The 19,551-nt window shown below is 62.9% G+C and carries 17 protein-coding genes; 5 read left to right on the top strand and 12 right to left on the bottom strand.

All coding sequences use genetic code 11. From position 1 onward, the window contains the following. Window positions 1-23 precede the first annotated feature (23 nt). From gltP to C4K40_RS00495, 4 genes are all read right to left on the bottom strand, one after another. On the bottom strand, window positions 24-1,355 hold the full coding sequence (gene gltP, locus C4K40_RS00510; protein ID WP_022642721.1) for a glutamate/aspartate:proton symporter GltP: 1,332 nt from the start codon (window positions 1,353-1,355) through the stop codon (window positions 24-26). Between the two features lie 727 nt (window positions 1,356-2,082). Continuing rightward, a complete protein-coding gene (locus tag C4K40_RS00505; protein ID WP_053137930.1) occupies window positions 2,083-2,547 on the bottom strand; it encodes an inhibitor of vertebrate lysozyme family protein in 465 nt (154 codons plus the stop codon). A 2-nt stretch (window positions 2,548-2,549) separates the two neighbouring features. Further along, on the bottom strand, window positions 2,550-2,714 hold the full coding sequence (locus C4K40_RS00500; RefSeq protein WP_003170804.1) for a DUF1328 domain-containing protein: 165 nt from the start codon (window positions 2,712-2,714) through the stop codon (window positions 2,550-2,552). 93 nt (window positions 2,715-2,807) lie between these two features. Next, window positions 2,808-3,092 carry a hypothetical protein gene (locus C4K40_RS00495; protein WP_031321043.1) on the bottom strand — a complete coding sequence of 95 codons (285 nt, stop codon included), beginning with the start codon at window positions 3,090-3,092 and terminating at the stop codon, window positions 2,808-2,810. A 433-nt stretch (window positions 3,093-3,525) separates the two neighbouring features. Here C4K40_RS00495 and algB point away from each other — a divergent pair, with 433 nt between their 5' ends. Continuing rightward, the gene (gene algB, locus C4K40_RS00490) at window positions 3,526-4,872 is read left to right on the top strand and encodes a sigma-54-dependent response regulator transcription factor AlgB (protein ID WP_022642717.1); all 1,347 of its coding nucleotides are present in this window, start codon (window positions 3,526-3,528) and stop codon (window positions 4,870-4,872) included. Window positions 4,873-4,882: 10 nt separating this feature from the next. Next, the gene (locus tag C4K40_RS00485; protein ID WP_022642716.1) at window positions 4,883-6,661 is read left to right on the top strand and encodes a KinB sensor domain-containing domain; all 1,779 of its coding nucleotides are present in this window, start codon (window positions 4,883-4,885) and stop codon (window positions 6,659-6,661) included. Window positions 6,662-6,664: 3 nt separating this feature from the next. On the opposite strand, the gene C4K40_RS00480 is transcribed toward C4K40_RS00485, so the two are convergent. The 7 genes from C4K40_RS00480 to C4K40_RS00450 form a co-directional block, all read right to left on the bottom strand. Further along, the gene (locus C4K40_RS00480; RefSeq protein WP_031321042.1) at window positions 6,665-8,284 is read right to left on the bottom strand and encodes an EAL domain-containing protein; all 1,620 of its coding nucleotides are present in this window, start codon (window positions 8,282-8,284) and stop codon (window positions 6,665-6,667) included. A gap of 76 nt (window positions 8,285-8,360) precedes the next feature. Continuing rightward, on the bottom strand, window positions 8,361-9,143 hold the full coding sequence (locus tag C4K40_RS00475) for an N-acetylmuramoyl-L-alanine amidase (RefSeq protein WP_053137927.1): 783 nt from the start codon (window positions 9,141-9,143) through the stop codon (window positions 8,361-8,363). A 103-nt stretch (window positions 9,144-9,246) separates the two neighbouring features. Then, the gene (locus C4K40_RS00470) at window positions 9,247-11,442 is read right to left on the bottom strand and encodes a diguanylate cyclase (RefSeq protein WP_053137924.1); all 2,196 of its coding nucleotides are present in this window, start codon (window positions 11,440-11,442) and stop codon (window positions 9,247-9,249) included. Beyond that, window positions 11,439-12,317: an endonuclease/exonuclease/phosphatase family protein gene (locus C4K40_RS00465; protein WP_053137920.1), complete on the bottom strand. Its 879-nt coding sequence runs from the start codon at window positions 12,315-12,317 to the stop codon at window positions 11,439-11,441. The genes C4K40_RS00470 and C4K40_RS00465 overlap by 4 nt, the downstream gene beginning before the upstream one ends. A gap of 11 nt (window positions 12,318-12,328) precedes the next feature. Continuing rightward, window positions 12,329-12,958, bottom strand: coding sequence for a thiol:disulfide interchange protein DsbA/DsbL (locus C4K40_RS00460; protein ID WP_022642282.1), 630 nt, complete (start codon window positions 12,956-12,958; stop codon window positions 12,329-12,331). Window positions 12,959-13,154: 196 nt separating this feature from the next. Continuing rightward, the gene (locus C4K40_RS00455) at window positions 13,155-13,760 is read right to left on the bottom strand and encodes a cytochrome c (protein ID WP_022642281.1); all 606 of its coding nucleotides are present in this window, start codon (window positions 13,758-13,760) and stop codon (window positions 13,155-13,157) included. Window positions 13,761-13,805: 45 nt separating this feature from the next. Then, window positions 13,806-14,096: a cytochrome c5 family protein gene (locus C4K40_RS00450; protein WP_031320879.1), complete on the bottom strand. Its 291-nt coding sequence runs from the start codon at window positions 14,094-14,096 to the stop codon at window positions 13,806-13,808. A 192-nt stretch (window positions 14,097-14,288) separates the two neighbouring features. Between C4K40_RS00450 and yihA the strand changes: the two genes are divergently transcribed. Then, on the top strand, window positions 14,289-14,930 hold the full coding sequence (yihA, locus tag C4K40_RS00445; protein WP_053137917.1) for a ribosome biogenesis GTP-binding protein YihA/YsxC: 642 nt from the start codon (window positions 14,289-14,291) through the stop codon (window positions 14,928-14,930). 413 nt (window positions 14,931-15,343) lie between these two features. On the opposite strand, the gene polA is transcribed toward yihA, so the two are convergent. Next, complete coding sequence (gene polA / locus C4K40_RS00440; RefSeq protein ID WP_022642279.1) at window positions 15,344-18,130, bottom strand: DNA polymerase I; 2,787 nt, start codon at window positions 18,128-18,130, stop codon at window positions 15,344-15,346. A gap of 74 nt (window positions 18,131-18,204) precedes the next feature. Here polA and C4K40_RS00435 point away from each other — a divergent pair, with 74 nt between their 5' ends. Further along, the gene (locus C4K40_RS00435) at window positions 18,205-18,492 is read left to right on the top strand and encodes a DUF2782 domain-containing protein (protein ID WP_031320877.1); all 288 of its coding nucleotides are present in this window, start codon (window positions 18,205-18,207) and stop codon (window positions 18,490-18,492) included. 65 nt (window positions 18,493-18,557) lie between these two features. Beyond that, window positions 18,558-19,508, top strand: a complete 951-nt coding sequence (locus C4K40_RS00430; RefSeq protein WP_053137914.1) for a homoserine kinase — start codon at window positions 18,558-18,560, stop codon at window positions 19,506-19,508. Window positions 19,509-19,551: the final 43 nt, after the last annotated feature.

The raw sequence follows: 19,551 nt of genomic DNA, 5'->3' as shown, positions 1-19,551 counted from the left end.
GTGGCGGGCGGGCGTCAGGCGGCTCAGCCCTTGGAGATCTCGCCGGCTGGCAGCTTCTCCTTGCTGCGCCAGTGCGGCAGGGAGTTCCAGTAGCGCTGGCCCTTGGCGTCGTCGTACATGCCTTCCCAGCGAGCGATCACCAGCACCGCCAGGGCGTTGCCGATCACGTTCAGGGCGGTACGCGCCATGTCCATCACGCGGTCGACACCGGCGATGAAGGCCAGGCCTTCCAGCGGGATGCCGACGCTGCCCAGGGTGGCCAGCAGGACCACGAAGGACACGCCCGGAACCCCGGCGATACCCTTGGAAGTGACCATCAGGGTCAGGACCAGCAGCAGTTGCTGGCTGATGGACAGGTCGATGCCGTACAGCTGGGCGATGAAGATCGCCGCGATGCTCTGGTACAGGGTCGAGCCGTCGAGGTTGAAGGAGTAGCCGGTAGGCACCACGAAGCTGCAGATCGCCTTCGGCGCGCCGTAGGCTTCCATCTTCTCGATCACTCGCGGCAGCACGGTTTCCGAACTGGCGGTGGAGTAGGCGAGCACCAGCTCATCCTTGAAGATGCGCATCAGCTTGATCACCGAGAAGCCGAACAGGCGTGCGACCAGCCCCAGGACCACGAAGGCGAAGAAAGCGATGGCCACGTAGACCAGGATCACCAGCTTGGCCAAAGGCAGCAGCGAGGCGAAACCGAAGTTGGCGACAGTCACCGCGATCAGTGCGAATACGCCGATGGGGGCGTAGTTCATGATCATGTGGGTGACTTTGAACATGGTTTCCGAAACGCCCTGGAACATCTTCACCAGCGGCTCGCGCAGGTCGGCCTGCAGGCTCGACAGGCCCAGGCCGAACAGCACCGAGAAGAAGATGATCGGCAGCATCTCGCCGCGGGCCATGGCCGCGAAGATGTTCGACGGAATCAGGTTGAGGATGGTCTCGATGAAGGCGTGTTCATGCTGCACTTCGGCCGCGGTGGCCTGGTACTTGGAGATGTCCACGGTGCCCAGGGTGCTCATGTCGATGCCTGCGCCCGGATGGAACAGGTTGGCCAGCAGCAGGCCGACGACGATGGCGATGGTGGTCACGATCTCGAAGTAGATGATGGTCTTGAGGCCGATGCGGCCCAGCTTCTTGGCGTCGCCGACACCGGCGATGCCTACCACCAGCGAGGAAATGACGATCGGGATCACGATCATCTTGATCAAGCGGATAAAGATATCGCCCGCAGGTTGCAGGACGTTGCTGATCCACCAGGCTTTTTCAGCGCTGAAATGATTGAGCAGTGCGCCGATCGCAATACCCAGGACCAGACCGATGAGGATCTGCCAGGCGAGGCTTAATTTGGCCTTCTTCATATCATTACCCTTACTTCAGTTGGACTCGGGCAGATGCGCGAACTGCAACGCTCAATGGCGGAAAAGTCTGTGCATCGGCCCCCGTATAAGGTCATCCCGAGCGAGCAATGACGGCTCTCTGCAGGCGAAAAAAGGCGCAACTATTCCGATGCAAGGGTGGCGCGTCTAATGCCGTAAACGCCTACCCTATGCCGAATCGGCATGAGTTTTTCGAAACAAAACGAGCGTCCCAACCGGTTCGAATACGACATTTCGGCAGGCCAGAATGCCGTGAAACGGCCATTTCAGGCGGCGTGCAGGCTTGTCGGAAGGGTCAGGAAAAGGTCTAAAAAATTTAGGAATGTTCTGTTTCGGGTGCCCTTGAACCTTCCGGATTTCCCGGAAAGTTTCTCGATATACGGTCGCAGAGAAACACCAGGTAACGTTTGACCGGAGTCAAAGGAAGATTTTTCAGTTCGCACTGTGGGTTTTCTTGCCAAGGGCTCTAGATCGGGTCTTTTTCCTGTCCAAGCACGCCGCAAGCTCATCAGGTCGATGCCGACCTGGGAGCTTGCGCCGTCGCTTTTTCCTGACCCGGCCCTCGCGGAGGCACTCCCTGTACCCCTAGGTCACTCCGATCTCTGGTGGATCAGAACGTCCCGGCCCCCTGGTCATGCACGTGCCCTCCTCGGGTCGTGCAACAGCCGAAAGCGCACCTGGCCCTTTCGTCTATTCGACTGACCCGGACTCAATACCAGTTCGGGTCCTTTCTCAGCTGCTCTTTAAGCAATTCCTGCATACCGGGCTCGGGCTTGCCGAGAAACCGGTAGTTGGCATGCCGGGTGGGCGACTTGTCGGCGGGCAGCCCCGCAGGCACTTCCACCAGCAATGCATAGGCATGCTTTTTATCGAAACCGAAGGCCACGATCAGGCGCTGGTTGCGGCAACTCTGGGCGGTTTCGCACAGGGGGCCCACCAGGTACTTGTCGCCATCCTCCTGCACTGCATTCATTTGCTCGGCCTCGCCCGACAGGTTCATCACCCATTCGGGCAGGCGCTCTTCCTTCTGCACGACGTCTTGCCAGGTCTTGCGGAACTGTGGATCCGAGTTCAGCAACTGGTTGGCGCGTGCCTGGCCGTCGTTGGCTGCGCTCGCCAGGGTACTGGCGCCCAGCAGCACGACAGCGGCCAGGGTCTTGTAGGAGAACCCCATGGTCAGCCCCGGCCGCGACGGCCAAAGAAGAACGAAGCGATGAACATCACCAGGAACACCACGAAGAGGATCTTGGCGATTCCGGTGGCCGTACCCGCGATACCACCGAAGCCCAACACGGCAGCGACGATGGCGATGATCAGGAATGTGATTGCCCAACTCAGCATGATGATTCTCCTTACTCTTCTTTATAGGAAACGCTACCTGCATGGACAGTCGACGCCGCCGCAAGGCCGGCACGACCGCGGTGCCCAGGCCGTCTAGAACACCCAGCGCTCCTCGCGGGGCGACTCAAGCACCGGTTGTGCCTGGTCGACGGTCATCAATTGTGCAAGGGGTGCTTCGGTGAACTGGCCGCTCACCGGGGCGAAATGGGTCTGGGTCATGTGCTGGACCGCTACACGGGGAGCGGGCGCTTCGCTGTCTTGCCAGCGCTGCAATTGCTGCCCGGCGATCAGGGTGACCAGCAGGGCAAGGCTGGCGAACAGGCCTTGTTGCAAGTGCAGCGGCGCGATACGCATTTGGGCGAGACGTTGGCGATTCATCCTGAAATACCTCCCACAGCGGTTGAGATGTTGTTATGCAATGTGGGAGAGGTATTGCAGGCTGCATGCCAGCTTTGTAACAAATAAAAAAACCAATAAAATCATATAGTTATGCAAACTCATCGAAACCTGACGAGACGCATCCTGCACGATGCCCGCTTGCCGGGCCGTGCGAAATGCACGATCGCCTTGTGCAGGATCGAACACCTTCTGACTTGTGGTGGGAACTTTGCCGAACGGCGAGCAGCCTGATACAGACCGGCATCTGAGCGGAATCGCCCCATTATTGAAAACATCATTTGTTTCAGTGGGTTAGCTATTCGCCTCGGAGAGATCTAACCTGCAAGCCGCAGAATGGATCAGAATCAACCTTGCAACTTGCCCGATTTTTCCGGGACTAAATAAGATCGTCTATATAAGGAGCCCAGGAAAAATGGAGTCAGCGCCGGAAAATCAAGGCCGCATCCTGTTGGTGGATGATGAATCCGCCATCCTTCGCACCTTCCGTTACTGCCTGGAAGATGAGGGTTATACCGTCGCCACCGCCAACAGCGCGGCCCAGGCGGATACCTTGTTGCAGCGCCAGGTGTTCGACCTGTGCTTCCTCGACCTGCGCCTGGGTGAAGACAACGGTCTCGACGTCCTGGCCCAGATGCGCGTCCAGGCTCCCTGGATGCGGGTGGTGATCGTCACCGCACACTCCGCCGTGGACACCGCAGTGGATGCGATCCAGGCCGGCGCCGCCGACTACCTGGTCAAGCCCTGCAGCCCCGATCAATTACGCCTGGCCACCGCCAAGCAGCTGGAGGTACGCCAGCTCTCGGCGCGCCTGGAAGCCCTGGAAGGCGAAGTGCGCAAACCCAGCGACGGCCTGGACTCCCACAGCCCAGCCATGAAGGTGGTGTTGGAAACCGCACGCCAGGTGGCCAGCACCGACGCCAACATCCTCATCCTCGGCGAGTCCGGCACCGGCAAGGGCGAGCTGGCCCGGGCCATCCATGGCTGGAGCAAACGCGCGAAGAAGTCCTGCGTGACCATCAACTGCCCGTCGCTGACAGCCGAACTGATGGAAAGCGAGCTGTTCGGCCACAGCCGGGGCGCTTTCACCGGCGCCAGCGAAAGCACCCTGGGCCGGGTCAACCAGGCCGACGGCGGGACCTTGTTCCTCGACGAGATCGGCGACTTCCCGCTGACCCTGCAACCCAAGCTGCTGCGCTTCATCCAGGACAAGGAATACGAGCGTGTCGGCGATCCGGTGACTCGTCGGGCCGATGTGCGCATCCTCGCCGCCACCAACCTCAACCTGGAAGACATGGTGCGCGATGGGCGCTTTCGCGAAGACCTGCTGTACCGCCTGAACGTCATCACCTTGCACCTGCCGCCCCTGCGTGAACGCAGCGAGGACATCCTGACCCTGGCCGATCGTTTCCTCGCGCGCTTCGTCAAGGAGTACTCGCGGCCAGCCCGCGGCTTCAGCGACGAAGCCCGGGAAGCGCTTCTCAACTACCGCTGGCCGGGCAATATCCGCGAACTGCGCAACGTGGTGGAACGCGCGAGCATCATCTGTCCCCAGGAGCGGGTGGAAATCAGCCACCTGGGCATGGCCGAGCAGCCCACCAACAACGCCCCGCGGATCGGCGCCGCGCTGAGCCTGGATGAACTGGAGAAGGCCCACATCGGCGCGGTACTGGCCACCAGCGACACCCTGGACCAGGCCGCCAAGACCCTGGGCATCGACGCTTCGACGCTGTATCGCAAACGCAAGCAGTACAACCTGTGAACGGGACCCCATGAAGCTCGCGATAAAACTGCGGACCCGGCTGTTTCTCAGCATCTCCGCCCTGATCACCGTGGCCTTGCTCGGTCTGGTGCTGGGGCTGGTCAGCGTGATGCAGATGGCCAGTACCCAGGAATCGCTGATCCGCAACAACTTCATCACCCTGGACCTGGGGCTCAAGCTGCGCCAGACCCTCGGCGACCAGCTGATCCTCATGCTCAGCAACAAGCCCGATCCCGCGGCTCTGCAAGCCTCCCGGCAGCACTACCTGGAATTGCTCGACCAGGGCATCGCCCATGAACAGCAACAGAAGGGACAGAGTGGCTTCCAGCAGGCGCGCAGCGACTATGTCAGCTTCTTCGAGGCTTTCGAACACAGCACCTCCAGCCTGAGCAACAACAACGAGCTGACCGAGCGCTTCAATACCCTGCGCGGGGGCCTGATCAACGAACACAAGCGCGCCCTGGACAACATCAGCGAAGTGGAGCACCAGACCCGTGGCCGGGCGCTGCTGGTGGCCGGCCTGCTGGGGCTGGTAGGTCTGGCGGTGCTGATCATCGGTTTCATTACCGCCCACTCCATCGCCCGGCGCTTCGGCGGCCCGATCGAGGCCCTGGCCAAGGCGGCGGACAAGATCAGCCAGGGCAATTTCGACGTTACCCTGCCGATCTCCGGCCCGGCGGAAATGAACCTGCTGACCCGGCGCTTCGGGATCATGGCCGAAGTCCTGCGCCAACATCAGGCAACCAATGTCGATGAACTGCTGGCCGGCCAGCAACGCCTGCAGGCCGTGCTCGACAGCATCGACGACGGCTTGCTGATGATCGACCGCCAGGGCCGGCTGGAGCACCTCAACCCGGTGGCCCAGCGCCAGCTCGGCTGGGACCAGGAGCGCCTTGGCCAGGGCCTGGGAAGCGCCTTGCAACGCCCGGAGCTGGACGAGCAGCTGCAACTGGTGCTGCGCGGCGGCAACCTGGAGCGGGCACCGGAGGACCTGGATATCGAGGTCGACGGCGAAGCCCGCCTGCTGACCTACAGCCTGACCCCGGTGTGCCATACCCAGGGGCATATCCTCGGAGCGGTGATGGTGCTGCACGATGTCACCGAGCAGCGGGCCTTCGAGCGTGTGCGCAGCGAGTTCGTGCTGCGCGCCTCCCATGAGCTGCGCACCCCGGTCACCGGCATGCACATGGCCTTCGGACTGCTCCAGGAACGCCTGCACTTTGCCGAGGAGTCCCGGGAAACCGATCTGCTCAATACCGTCAACGAAGAAATGCAGCGCCTGATGCAACTGATCAACGACCTGCTGAACTTCTCCCGCTACCAGAACGGCCTGCAAAAGCTGACCCTCGCGCCCTGCTCCCTGGACGAGTTGCTGGAACAGACCCAGGGGCGCTTCAGCGAGCAGGCGCAACAACAGGACATCGCGCTGCTGCTGGAGATCCAGGCGCCGCTGCCGCGCCTGCATGCCGACCGCCCGCAACTGGAACGGGTACTGGACAACTTGGTGGACAACGCCTTGCGCCACACCGCCCGCGGCGGGCAGATCCGCCTGCAGGCCCGACGCCACGGCGAACGGGTGATCGTCAGCGTCGAGGACAACGGCGAAGGCATCGCCTATGGCCAGCAGGGGCGGATCTTCGAACCTTTCGTCCAGGTGGGACGCAAGAAGGGCGGCGCCGGCCTGGGGCTGGCGTTGTGCAAGGAAATCGTCCAGCTCCATGGCGGGCGCATGGGCGTTTACTCGCGGCCCGGGCAGGGCACCCAGTTCTACCTGGCCCTGCCGCTCTAGGGTTCAGGCTTCATCGTCCAGGCGCCTGGCCACCAGGCGTCGGCCACGGGTAATCAACTCGGTGAACTGCAAGGCGCTCAGGGCATGGGCGAACAGCCAGCCTTGGCCGAAGTTGACGCCTTCGCTGCTCAGCAGCACGGCCTGGTCCTCGCATTCGATGCCTTCGGCGATCACCTTGAGCTTCAGGGCATGGGCCATGCGGATGATGTGCGGGGCCACGCCGCTGCTGGCGGCATCGTGGCCGAGGGCGTCGACGAACGCCTTGTCGATCTTCAGGCAATCCACCGGCAGGTTCTGCAAGTAGGCCAGGCTGCAGTATCCCGTGCCGAAGTCATCGATCAGCACCTTGTGCCCGACATCCCGCAGGGCTTGCAGGTTGTTGCGCGCCACTACCACGTCGATCAGCCCACGCTCGGTCACCTCGAAGGCTATCTGCCGCGCCGCGACCCGGTGCAACGCCAGCAGCCTGGCCATGACCCGACCGACACGCGGCACCATCACGTCACAGGCCGCCAGGTTGACCGAGATATACAGTTGCGGATTGGCCCGCAGCACATGTCCCAGTTGCTCCAGCAGGCGTTGCAGGACGAAATCGGTGATCTGGCGGATCTGCCCGGTGTTTTCCGCCAGGGGGATGAACAGTTCGGGGCTGGTCAAGGTGCCGTCCGGACGCCGCCAGCGCAGCAGAGCCTCGGCACCCACGCACAACCGGCTGTTGAGATCGAAGATCGGCTGGTACAGCACCTGCAGTTCGTTACGACGCAAGGCCCCCTGCAATTCGGCACCCAGGGACTGGCGCTGGCGCGCCAACTGATACACCAGGGCGCCGATGAACAGCGCCAGCAGCAGGCTGGTCGGCAGCAGCCACCACCAGCCATCGAGCAACTCGGCCTGCATGCTGGCCCGTGGCGTGATCAGCACCAGTTGGTATTCGGGATTGCGGGTCGGCATGCGGTACACCAACAAGTCGCGGGTCACCTGCAACGGTCGGCTGCGATCATCCTGCCAGGGTTGCTCCGGCGGCCAGGAACGGGCCTGGCCCAGTACCGGTATGGCCCGGGCGCCGTGGTCGACCACCACCATCAGGCTGCCACCGGACGGCAGGTCGACCACGTCGGTCAGGTGCCCGCGCGAGGTGGCCACGCGGAAATTGCCCCGGCCGAGCATCAGCGCCGCCAGGTTTTCGTTGGGCTGGGCCGAGGTATTGAGCCAGTAGCTGTAGGTGGGCCCGCGGATATCCGCCGGTCGGGGAGAAGTCGCAAGGTTTTGCCGGGGCCAGTTGGAGCAGGTCTGGTCGGCATCCATGTAGGCCGCTTCATAGATGAAGCGATAGTTGAAGCTGACCTGTTGCAGCACCGCAACCATGTCCGCGCTGCACCCGCGCAGCGGCTGCCCCTCAAGAGTATCCAGGCCCTCGCGCAGTTGCCGGAAGAGCTGCTCCAGGCGCTCCAGGAAGCGCCGGCCCTGGGCGTTCATCTGCTCGCTTTCGCGCTGCTGGACCTCGTGCATGGCCACCCCAACGCTGCCCAGCATCAGCACCGCCGCGCTCAGGACAGCCGCCAGCATCGCCAGCAACCAGGGGCGATGGAACCAGGTGCGCGGGGTCTCGCGGGCGGCCGGCATCATGGAACATCCGAAGGATTACCAATGAGTTATAGCAACTGATTGGGCAATCGGCGCGGACCGTCCGGCGGCGTCATTATTTTGTCTGGTTGAGGACCTGCAAGATCGCTGCGCTCTCGGCGTCCGGGGTGCCATCGAAACGACCTGGCCGGTAGTGCATCTGGAAGGCCGCCAGGACATGCCGGGTGGTCACGTCCAGCTCGCCGGTCTGCGGGGTGGCGTAACCCAGGCGCGCCAACTGTTGCTGGAACCAGCTGATGCTCGGCAGGCTGGCTCCATAGAACGCTTGCTGGCGTGCCACGGCCTGGGCATCGGGCCACAGGCCCAGGCCAGCCTCGGCCAGGCGCTTCCAGGGAAACAGCGGGCCCGGGTCGAGCTTGCGCAGCGGCGCGATATCACTGTGGCCGATGATGTGTCGCGGGGAAATGTTGTTGCGCTTGCTGATGTCCTTGAGCAGCACGATCAGGTTCTGGATCTGCGCCTCGCTGTAGGGGTACCACAGGCGCCCATTGGGGCCATCGCGAAAGCCCGGGTTGACGATCTCGATGCCGATGGAGCTGGAGTTGAGCCAGGTCCGGCCTTGCCACTGGCTCTCGCCGGCATGCCAGGCGCGGTATTGCTCGTCCACCAGCTTGTAGATGGTGGCGGACTTGTCGTCGCCGATCAGGTAGTGGCTGCTGACCTGGCCATGGGTCAGCAGGGCCAGGGAGCGCTCCATGGACGCCGAGGTGTAGTGGACGATGATGAACTGGGCACGCTGGTCGTAGTTGACCGAGGGATGGCTGGTGTCGATACGCGGGCCGCTGGCGCAGCCGGCGAGCATCAACAGGGAGCAGAAGGCAAGGGCAAGGAATTTCATGGCTGGGAACAGTACGCCTGGGACATTAATGCAACAGTGTAACGTACTGCTCCGCCTATCATGGGCAAAACTGCGACGCCGGGGCCGGCAGGCAACTGGCGTCTCAGCCGGCCTCGACCCGGTTGCGACCGGCATCCTTGGCCCGGTACAGCGCCTGATCGGCTCTTTTGATCACCAGATCGCTGCGATCTCCGGCCTTGAAGGCGCTCAAGCCGATGGAAACCGTGACCGTCACCGGCTCACCCTTGAAGTGAAACGGGCAGGCCTCGATCGCCGCACGCAGGGTTTCCACCAGACGCGTTCCCGCTGCCCATGGAGTGTCGGGCATCAGCAGGACAAACTCCTCGCCGCCGAAACGGGCGATGAAGTCGGTACCACGCAGGCGCTTGCGCAGCACGTTGGCGATGATCTTGAGCACCTTGTCGCCCGCCAGGTGGCCATAGCTGTCGTTGATCCGCTTGAAGTGATCCAGGTCGAGCATTGCCAGCAACAGGCTATTGCCATGGCGTTGCCATTGGCTCACCTCATGCTCCAGACGCTCGCTCCAGGCCGCACGGTTGGGCAGGCCAGTCAGCGGGTCGACCAGGGCCTTCTGCCGCTGCTCTTCCAGGTGCTCGCGATAACCCTGGGCTTCCTGCTCCATGCTCGACACTCGTGCCGCCAGGCTTTGCAGGCGGGTGGCCATGTCCTTCTCGCGCTCGTCGCGTTGCTTCTGGTGCTGGTCCATGGTGCCCAGCAGGCCTTCCAGATGGCTTTCCAGAACCTGCTTGAGGTCATCCAGGTCCGCCGCTTCCTGCATGCTGCTTTGCAGGCCATCGACTTGCTCGCGGATCTGCGAGTCCATGGCCCGTGCTGCCGAACTGATGTCCGCATGCCCGTCGCTGGCAGCCTGCAGGTTGCTCTGGAAGGCCTCCAGGCGCTCGTTGAGCTGCTTGAGGTAATCCTCGAACTCATGCTGGCCGGAGTCGGTGATGGCCAGCATCAACACCGCCAGATCATCGAGGATCGGCAGCAGTTCGTACCAGTTCAACCCGTGTTGCAGGCGATCACGCATGGCCTCGGCCTGGGGCCGGTGCCGCTCCGGCAGGCTCAGGTCATCGAGCAGGCCCAGCAGGGTGTGCTCGATGTGCTTGGCCACCGAGCTATAGGACGGCTCGGGGGAGTCCGGCAGGGCATAGAGCACGTCCTGCTCTGGCTGCTCGGGATCGATGGCCGCCAGGGCCTCGGCCATGGCCACCGGCAACGGCAGGCTGTCGAGCAGTGCCGCTGCGGGAATGGGCAGCAGCTCATCGGGATTGCTGGCCTCGGGTATGCCGGCTTGAACCTCGGCTACCGGCTCAGGCGCCACCTCGATTGCCGGTGCCACGGGTGCTGCATCCGCTTCAGGTTCCTGGGCCAGGGCCTGGGGTTCCACTGCTTGTTGTGGTGCGGCCTCTTCCCGAACCAGGACCGGAGGCACAAAGGCAGCCACCGCAGCCTGGGCCGCAACCTCGGCGTCAGTGTCGGCAACTGGCTCTGGCTTGGACTCGACACTCGCGACAGGCTCGAAGGCAGGCTCGGGCAGGATATCCGCCGGCGCCGGTGCCTCTGCCGCGACGGCGGGGACCTGGGTAGCGGTAATGGTTGCGGGTGCAGCAGAAGTGGGAGCTGGCGCTGGCTCATGCTCCGGCACCATGTCATCCACAGCGTCTTGAAGCCGAGGCTGCTGCTCCGGTGCTGGAACGGGTAGCGGCGGCGCCACGGCTTCGCTCGCGGGAGCGGTTTCCCCATTGGCATCTCGCGTCCCGAACAAACGTTGCAACAGGCTCGGGCGCCCCGGCTCCACCGGGTTTTCCAACTGGCTCAGGGCCTTGCCCTGCAGGGCGCTCAACTCGCCCAGCAATAATGGGATCTCCCGCGCCTGGCCGACCCGGCCATCCAGTTGCTTGGCGAAAGCCTTGAGCGGGCGGCTGACTTCACGGGGCAGGGGCAGGGTCTGCAACTGGGCGACCAGGGCCGTCAGGGCGCTGCTCATCTGGTCGATGCGGGTTTCCCGGCGCTGCTCGGAATCCAGCACGGCTTTTTCCAGGCGCGGAATCAAGGCCGCAAGGCCGGCGTCCATGTCATCGGTGCGCACGACCTCGCGCATTTCCTTCATGCACTGGTCGACCGCGCGATCGGTGCCTTCAGCCGCCAGGGTGCTGCGCACCAGGCCACGGCGCAGCAAGTCGAGGCGGGCAGCCCAACGGCGCTCGAGCTTTTCCTGTTGCTCGATGCTCTTGAGGTATTTCTCTTTCCAGCGTTGGGCGTCGTCGCTCATTCATCGGTTCCGCGAGGGGCAGGACTCAACGCGGGCAATGCATCGGCCGTGAGCGAACCCGGCAGACGAATCTCTACCGCGACCGGCAGGTGATCGGAAATGGGTTGGGCCAGGACTTCGACACGCTCCAGCGCCAGGCCAGAGCTGAGCAGGATGTGGTCCAGGCAGCGTTGCGGACGCCAGCTAGGGAAGGTCGCCTGCAATTGCGGCGCCAGCAGGCCGAGGTCACGCAGCGGGGAATGTTCCAGCAGGTCGCTGGCGTGGGTATTCATGTCCCCCATCAGCACCTGGTGCTTGTAGCCACCGATCAACTCGCGGATATACGCCAGTTGCCGGGTCCTGGCCCGGGCGCCGAGCGCCAGGTGCATCATCACCACCACCAGCGCTTCCGGACCTTCGCCAAAACGCAGGAGGATCGCACCGCGACCCTTGGGGCCCGGCAGGGGGTGGTCTTCGATGGCCCAGGGACGCATGCGGCTGAGCACACCGTTGCTGTGCTGGGCCAGGCGTCCGAGGTTGCGATTGAGTTGTTGGTACCAGTAGGGAAAGGCACCCAGCTGGGCCAGGTGCTCCACCTGATTGACGTAGCCCGAACGCAGGCTGCCGCCATCGACCTCCTGCAGGGCCACCAGGTCGAAATCCGCCAGCAGGCTGCCGATCTTCTGCAGGTTGTCCGCCCGGCCGTTGTGGGGCAACAGGTGCTGCCAGCCGCGGGTGAGGTAATGCCGATAGCGTTCGGTACTGATGCCGACCTGGATGTTGAAACTGAGTAAGCGCAGGCGGCTGTCAGCCGGTAGGCCGGTCGACGCTAAATGGTGTTCGTTGACCTGCGGATCATGCAGGCCAACGACGCGTTCCGAGCCCCAGCGCGGCATGGCGGCGGCGCTTACTTGGCTGCGCGCTCTTTGGCGATCAGCTGGTCGGCCACGCTCAGCGCGCCCTCAGGACCGCCGGAGGTGCCCAGGTCGAAGCGATACTTGCCGTTGACCACCATGGTCGGTACGCCGCTGATCTGGTAGGCCTGGGCCTTCTTCTTGGCGTCCTCGACCTTGCCCTTCACGGCGAAGGAGTTGTAGGTGCTGAGGAACTTGTCCTTGTCGACGCCTTCACCAGCCAGGAAGTCGGCCATCTCTTCAGGAGTCGCGAGCTTCTTGCCGCCGTGGATGGCCTCGAAAACGGCCTTGTGCACGTCGTGCTCGACACCCATGGCTTCCAGGGTGATGAACAGCTGGCCGTGAACGTTCCAGATGCCACCGAACATGGCCGGGATCCGTACGAAGTTGACGTCGGCCGGGAGCTTCTCGACCCATGGGTTGATGGTGGGTTCGAAGGCATAGCAGTGTGGGCAGCCGTACCAGAACAGCTCCACCACTTCGATCTTGCCAGGCACGGCAACCGGAACGGCGCTGCTCAACTCGACATATTGTTTACCGGCTTCAAGCGGCTCGGCGGCTTGAGCGGTCACGCCAAACAGGCTGGCGGTAACGAGAGCGGCGCTGAGGATCAGATTACGCATGCTTTACTCCTGGACGATTTAGGCGCCTCGCGCGACCTGATTTCAGACAGATCATGGCGGGCTTGAGTTCGCTAGTGTAGCGGCTGGCACCATAAAAAAGGGCGGCCTGAGCCACCCTTTATGCTTGCACCGTCAGATTAATCGATCATTAACGTTGCCGTGGCCATGCACCTGCCGGCAATTGATCATAGCGGCCTCAGTGCAGGCCCTGAATGTAGCTGGACACGGCTTCGATGTCCTTGTTGCTCAGCTTGCTGGCAATGCTGCGCATGACCATGGTGTCGCCGTCGTTGGTACGGGCGCCTTCACGGAAGTCGGTCAGCTGCTTGGCTACGTATTGAGCGTGCTGGCCGCCCAGGTGCGGGAAGCCGGCGGCTGCGTTACCCGCGCCATTGGGCGAGTGGCAACCGGTGCAGGCAGGCATGCCCTGGTCCAGCTTGCCGCCACGGAACAGCTCTTCGCCACGGGCCACGACCTTGGGATCGGCGGCGCCGACGCTGCCTTTCTGGCTGGCGAAGTAGGCAGCGATGTCGGCCAGGTCCTGATCGCTCAGGTTGGTCAGCAGGCCGGTCATTTCCAGTACTTGGCGCTTGCCGGACTTGATATCGTGCAGCTGCTTGTCCAGGTACTTTTCCCCCTGACCCGCCAGCTTGGGAAAGTTTGGCGCCATGCTGTTCCCATCAGGACCGTGGCATGCGCCACAGACTGCGGCTTTCGCCTGACCGGCAGCAGCGTCGCCTGCGGCATGGGCAACACCAGTGATGCCCAGGGTCAACAGCAGACTCACGAGTAATTTGTTCATCAGCTAATCCAACTACGGCTAAGGGTTAAGAGTTATGGACCGGGATCACTCGCTCATCCAGTGGATGATGGCTCGGTAATCCTCGGCACTGCAGTCCATGCACAAACCACGCGGCGGCATCGCCTTGAAACCCTGGGTCACGTGTTGCACCAGCGTCTCCATACCTTGCGCCAGCCTCGGCGCCCAAGCTTCCTGGTCGCCCTTGCGGGGCGCCGTGGGTAGTTGGCCGGAATGACATGCCCCACAAACACGGTTGTACACAGCTTCCGGATCCTGTGTAGCCTGCACGCTGTAAAGCGGCATCAAGAGACCGGTAGCCAGCAGCCATTTCGTCATAAAACGACCTTTTCAGGGTTGAGAGCGTGCTGCGTTCTAATGCGCATACAAGGTTTATCGCTCTCGTGAGCTTCATCCTACGCTGGGACAAAGCGCACACAAAATCTGCGGCATTATATACTGGCGTTACTGAAACGGAAACGACACCGCTCGCCGCACCCACCCTCGGCATCGCCCCTATTCGGAAATCCCATGCAACTGAAGAACCCCATCCTCGGTCTGTGCCAACAGTCCACTTTCATGCTCAGCGCCGCCAAGGTCGACCAGTGTCCCGATGACGCCGGCTTCGAAGTGGCCTTCGCCGGGCGCTCCAACGCCGGCAAGTCCAGCGCCCTGAACACCCTGACCCACGCCAGCCTGGCACGCACCTCGAAGACCCCGGGGCGCACGCAGTTGTTGAACTTCTTCAAGCTAGACGACGATCGCCGCTTGGTCGACCTGCCGGGCTACGGCTACGCCAAGGTGCCGATCCCGCTCAAGCAGCACTGGCAGCGTCACCTCGAGGCCTACCTGGGCAGCCGTGAGAGCCTCAAGGGGCTGATCCTGATGATGGATATCCGGCACCCCATGACCGACTTCGACACCCTGATGCTGGATTGGGCCGTAGCCAGCGGCATGCCGATGCATATCCTGCTGACCAAGGCCGACAAGCTGACCTACGGCGCAGCCAAGAACACCCTGCTCAAGGTCCAGTCGCAGATCCGCAAGGGCTGGGGCGACGCCATCACCATCCAGCTGTTCTCCGCGCCCAAGCGCATGGGCCTGGAAGAGGCCTACACCATGCTGGCCAGATGGCTGGAGTTGGCCGACAAGGGTGCCGAGATCGAGGCCTGAGGGACGTAGGGGAAATTGCCTGGGGGATGATCAAGCAGGGCAAAAGTGGAGTGCAAAAGCGGAGTTTAGGAGCCTAAATGAGCATTTCCCGCCGCTTTTTAATGCAGCATGGTCGCCACGCAGGCAATTTTCAGGCAAAAAAAACCCCGGACTTCATATGGGGAGGGGGAAGTTCGGGGTTCAAGTTCTAGACCGCTAGGGCGGGGTCCAGATATCTGCCAACACTTAACACAACATAGGAGCATTGAAGGGCTTCACCAGCCATTCAGTAACTCTGAGTGGGCGTTGCTCGATTTAGTTCCGGCCGCGAACAAAAACTATTGGCGATAAGTGCTGAAATTTTTCGTGCTAATGGCGTTTCAGGCATTTTTGCCGCGACACTATGCCGCGGCAAAAATCGGTGAAAAGTCCCCTTAATGGGCCTCATCCCAGTTATTTCCCACCCCGACCTCTACCAATAGCGGTACATCCAGGGTCGCGGCGCCACTCATGTAACCGCGAATTTCCTCACGCACCTGGTCCACCAGGTCCTCGCGGACTTCCAGGACCAGTTCGTCGTGCACCTGGAGGATGACCCTCGCATCCAGGCCAGAGGCCTGCAGCCAGTTGTCCACCGCCACCATGGCCTTCTTGATGATGTCCGCGGCGGTGCCTTGCATCGGCGCGTTGATCGCGGTGCGCTCGGCGCCCGCCCGTTCCTGGGGCTTGTTGGAGTTGATCTCCGGCAGGTACAGGCGACGGCCGAAGATGGTCTCCACATACCCCTGGTCGGCCGCCTGGGCGCGGGTGCGGTCCATGTACTCGCGCACCCCCGGATAGCGGGCGAAGTAGGTGTCGATATAGGCCTTGGCTTGCTTGGTCTCGACGCCGATGTCCTTGCCCAGCTTTTGCGCGCCCATACCGTAGATCAGGCCGAAGTTGATGGCCTTGGCACTGCGGCGCTGCTCGGAAGTAACTTCCCCGAGCTCGACCTTGAACACTTCCGCGGCCGTGGCGGTGTGTACGTCCTGGTTGTTGCGAAAAGCGTTGAGCAGGCCTTCGTCCTGGGACAGGTGGGCCATGATCCGCAGCTCGATCTGCGAGTAGTCCGCCGCCAGCAGCTTGTACCCGGCCGGAGCGACGAAGGCCTGGCGGATACGCCGGCCCTCGGCGGTGCGTACCGGGATGTTCTGCAGGTTCGGGTCGCTGGACGACAGGCGCCCGGTGGAAGCCACCGCCTGGTGATAGGAGGTGTGGATCCGCCCGGTACGCGGGTTGATCTGCTCCGGCAGGCGGTCGGTGTAGGTGCTCTTGAGCTTGCTCATGGAGCGGTACTGCATCAGCACCCGGGGTAGCGGGTAGTCGTCCTCGGCCAGCTTGGCCAGGACCTCTTCGGCGGTGGATGGCTGGCCCTTGGCGGTCTTCTTCAGCACCGGCAGGCCCAGCTTGTCATAGAGGATGCTGCCCAACTGCTTGGGTGAGCCCAGGTTGAACTCCTCGCCGGCGATCGCAAAGGCCTCACGCTCCAGGGCCACCATCTTGTCGCCCAGCTCGATGCTCTGCACGCCCAGCAGCTTGTCATCCACCAGCGCGCCCTGGCGTTCGATGCGCGCCAACACCGGCACCAGCGGCATCTCGATATCGGTCAGCACACTGGCCAGGCTCGGAATGGCGCTGAGTTTCTCGAACAGGGCCTGGTGCAGGCGCAGGGTCACGTCGGCGTCTTCGGCGGCGTAGGGGCCGGCCTGCTCCAGCGGGATCTGGTCGAACGTCAGCTGCTTGGCGCCCTTGCCGGCAATGTCCTGGAAACTCACCGTGGTGTGATCCAGGTACTTCTGCGCCAGGCTGTCCATGTCATGGCGGGTGGCGGTGGAATTGAGCACATAGGACTCGAGCATGGTATCGAAGGCCACGCCGCGCATGCTGATGCCATTGGCCGGGTCGCCACCGATGGCGCAATTGGCCAGGATGTTCATGTCGAACTTGGCGTGCTGGCCCACCTTGAGCAGCTTCGGGTCTTCCAGCAACGGCTTCAGGGCTAGCAGCACCGCGTCGCGATCCAGCTGCTGCGGTGCATCGAGGTAGCTATGGGCCAGGGGGACATAGGCCGCCTCGCCCGCCTGGACCGCGAAGGACAGGCCCACCAGTTGCGCCTGCTGTGCATCGATGCCGGTGGTCTCGGTGTCGAAGGCGATCAGCTTGGCGCCCTTGAGCTTGTGCAGCCAGGCATCGAAACGCGCCTGCTCTAGGATGGTTTCATACTGCAATTCCAGCGGCGCCTGCTCGGCCGCGGGTTGCTCAGCAGCGACCGGAGCCGCAGCCAAATCGAGTTCGACACGCTTGGCATCACGCTGCAGCTCGTCGAGCCAGCTCTTGAATTCCATCAGGCTGTAGAGCTCTGCCAGCTTCTCGCGGTCCGGCTCGCGCAGGTGCAGGTCATCCAGCCCCACCTCCAGCGGTACGTCGACCTTGATGGTAGCCAGCTGGTAGGAAAGGAACGCCATTTCCTTGTGCTCTTCAAGCTTGGCCGGCAAGGTCTTGGCCCCGCGAATCGGCAGGGTAGGCACGATATCGAGTTGCTCGTAGAGCTCCTTGAGGCCGCCGTTGACCCCCACCAGCAAGCCCGAGGCGGTCTTCGGACCGATGCCCGGAACACCAGGAATGTTGTCGGAGGAGTCGCCCATCAGCGCCAGGTAATCGATGATCTGCTCGGGAGCGACACCGAATTTCTCCTTCACGCCCTCCACGTCCATGCTGCTACCGGACATGGTGTTGACCAGGGTAATGTGCCCATCCACCAACTGCGCCATGTCCTTGTCGCCGGTGGAGATGACCACCGGCCGGGACGCCGCCGAACTGCTGCGGGCCAGGGTGCCGATCACGTCGTCGGCCTCCACGCCCTCGACGCACAGCAGCGGGAAGCCCAGGGCGATCACGCTGGCGTGCAGGGGTTCGATCTGCACCCGCATGTCGTCCGGCATGCTCGGACGGTTGGCCTTGTACTCGGCGTACATTTCATCGCGGAAGGTTCCGCCCTTGGCGTCGAACACCACGGCGAAGGGGCTTTGCGGATACTGTTTGCGCAAGCTCTTGAGCATGTTCAGCACGCCCTTGACCGCGCCGGTCGGCATGCCTTTGGAGGTGGTCAGCGGCGGCAGCGCATGAAAGGCGCGGTACAGGTAGGACGAACCGTCCACCAGGATGAGGGGGGCTTGGCTCATGAGTAGGATCAACCTTTTGGGCGGGTCCGGCGCTAGAATAGCGGGACCGTTGACGACAAAGGGACAAGGTTATCATGCGCACACTAAATCGCTTGCTGCTGGCCGGCTTGATTGCAGTCTCCTCCATGGCAGCGATCGCCGCGGAAGACGCCCCTTCGGCCGACCCGGAAGTAACCATTCGCACGGAAGGCGACAAGACCATCCAGGAATACCGGCAAAATGGCTTCCTGTATGCGATCAAGGTCACGCCAAAAGGTGGCAAGCCCTACTTCCTGGTGCGCGCCGATGGCTCCGACGGCAACTTCATCCGTTCGGACCAGCCGGATATGCTGATCCCTTCGTGGAAAATCTTCGAGTGGTAAGCCACTCCCATTTCAACTCAATGGCGCCGTCTCGATAGCGGCGCCGGTACTGGCAGTTCTCAACCATGTCTGTGTTCACCCCCCTGGCTCGGCCCGAGCTGGAAACCTTTCTCGCCCCGTACGGGCTCGGCCGCCTGCTTGACTTCCAGGGGATTGCCGCTGGTAGCGAAAACACCAACTTCTTCATCAGCCTGGAACAGGGCGAGTTCGTCCTGACCCTGGTCGAGCGTGGTCCGGTCCAGGAAATGCCGTTCTTCATCGAACTGCTGGACGTACTGCACGAAGCCGACCTGCCGGTGCCCTACGCGCTGCGCACCACCGACGGCATCGCCCTGCGGGAACTGGCGGGCAAGCCGGCATTGCTGCAACCGCGCCTGGCCGGCAAGCACATCAAGCAGGCCAACGCCCAGCACTGCGTCCAGGTCGGCGAGCTGCTGGGCCACCTGCACGTGGCCACCAAGGACAACATGATCAAGCGCAAGACCGATCGTGGCCTGGACTGGATGCAGGAAGAGGGCGCCAAGCTGCTGCCGCGCCTGGACAGTACCGCCCAGGACCTGCTGCACCGTGCGCTGCAAGAGATCGTCGAACAGAGAGCCAGGATCCTCGCCCTGCCGCGGGCCAACATCCACGCCGACCTGTTCCGCGACAACGCCATGTTCGAAGGCACCCACCTGACCGGCCTGATCGACTTCTACAACGCCTGCTCGGGACCGATGCTGTATGACGTGGCCATCGCCCTGAACGACTGGTGCTCCGATGCCCAAGGGGTACTCGACGGCCAGCGTGCCCGGGCCCTGCTGGGTGCCTATGCGGCCCTGCGGCCATTCACCGCCGCCGAGGCCGAGCTGTGGCCAACCATCCTGCGGGTGGCCTGCGTGCGCTTCTGGCTGTCGCGCCTGATCGCCGCCGAGACCTTCGCCGGCCAGGACGTACTGATCCACGATCCAATGGAGTTCCAGCGCTACCTGGCCCAGCGCCAGCAGGTCAGCGTGGCCCTGCCGTTCGCCCTCTGAAACGCTTCACGGGCCAGCCGCCCCTGCCATGAACGAGCAGGAG

Origin of the sequence: Pseudomonas sp. CMR5c (genome assembly GCF_003850545.1) — a bacterium.
In the GTDB taxonomy this organism is placed as follows: domain Bacteria; phylum Pseudomonadota; class Gammaproteobacteria; order Pseudomonadales; family Pseudomonadaceae; genus Aquipseudomonas; species Aquipseudomonas piscis.
This window is presented reverse-complemented; position numbering and strand designations above follow the sequence as displayed.

What these genes read in the sequence shown, in the direction of transcription:
- C4K40_RS00470 (WP_053137924.1), bottom strand. Translation starts at nt 11,442, where the DNA reads ATGAGCGACGACGCCCAACGCTGGAAAGAGAAATACCTCAAGAGCATC.
- C4K40_RS00505 (WP_053137930.1), bottom strand. Translation starts at nt 2,547, where the DNA reads ATGGGGTTCTCCTACAAGACCCTGGCCGCTGTCGTGCTGCTGGGCGCC.
- C4K40_RS00475 (WP_053137927.1), bottom strand. Translation starts at nt 9,143, where the DNA reads ATGAAATTCCTTGCCCTTGCCTTCTGCTCCCTGTTGATGCTCGCCGGC.
- C4K40_RS00430 (WP_053137914.1), top strand. Translation starts at nt 18,558, where the DNA reads ATGTCTGTGTTCACCCCCCTGGCTCGGCCCGAGCTGGAAACCTTTCTC.
- yihA (WP_053137917.1), top strand. Translation starts at nt 14,289, where the DNA reads ATGCAACTGAAGAACCCCATCCTCGGTCTGTGCCAACAGTCCACTTTC.
- C4K40_RS00495 (WP_031321043.1), bottom strand. Translation starts at nt 3,092, where the DNA reads ATGAATCGCCAACGTCTCGCCCAAATGCGTATCGCGCCGCTGCACTTG.
- C4K40_RS00480 (WP_031321042.1), bottom strand. Translation starts at nt 8,284, where the DNA reads ATGCCGGCCGCCCGCGAGACCCCGCGCACCTGGTTCCATCGCCCCTGG.
- polA (WP_022642279.1), bottom strand. Translation starts at nt 18,130, where the DNA reads ATGAGCCAAGCCCCCCTCATCCTGGTGGACGGTTCGTCCTACCTGTAC.
- C4K40_RS00455 (WP_022642281.1), bottom strand. Translation starts at nt 13,760, where the DNA reads ATGAACAAATTACTCGTGAGTCTGCTGTTGACCCTGGGCATCACTGGT.
- C4K40_RS00465 (WP_053137920.1), bottom strand. Translation starts at nt 12,317, where the DNA reads ATGCCGCGCTGGGGCTCGGAACGCGTCGTTGGCCTGCATGATCCGCAG.
- algB (WP_022642717.1), top strand. Translation starts at nt 3,526, where the DNA reads ATGGAGTCAGCGCCGGAAAATCAAGGCCGCATCCTGTTGGTGGATGAT.
- C4K40_RS00435 (WP_031320877.1), top strand. Translation starts at nt 18,205, where the DNA reads ATGCGCACACTAAATCGCTTGCTGCTGGCCGGCTTGATTGCAGTCTCC.
- C4K40_RS00460 (WP_022642282.1), bottom strand. Translation starts at nt 12,958, where the DNA reads ATGCGTAATCTGATCCTCAGCGCCGCTCTCGTTACCGCCAGCCTGTTT.
- gltP (WP_022642721.1), bottom strand. Translation starts at nt 1,355, where the DNA reads ATGAAGAAGGCCAAATTAAGCCTCGCCTGGCAGATCCTCATCGGTCTG.
- C4K40_RS00450 (WP_031320879.1), bottom strand. Translation starts at nt 14,096, where the DNA reads ATGACGAAATGGCTGCTGGCTACCGGTCTCTTGATGCCGCTTTACAGC.
- C4K40_RS00500 (WP_003170804.1), bottom strand. Translation starts at nt 2,714, where the DNA reads ATGCTGAGTTGGGCAATCACATTCCTGATCATCGCCATCGTCGCTGCC.
- C4K40_RS00485 (WP_022642716.1), top strand. Translation starts at nt 4,883, where the DNA reads ATGAAGCTCGCGATAAAACTGCGGACCCGGCTGTTTCTCAGCATCTCC.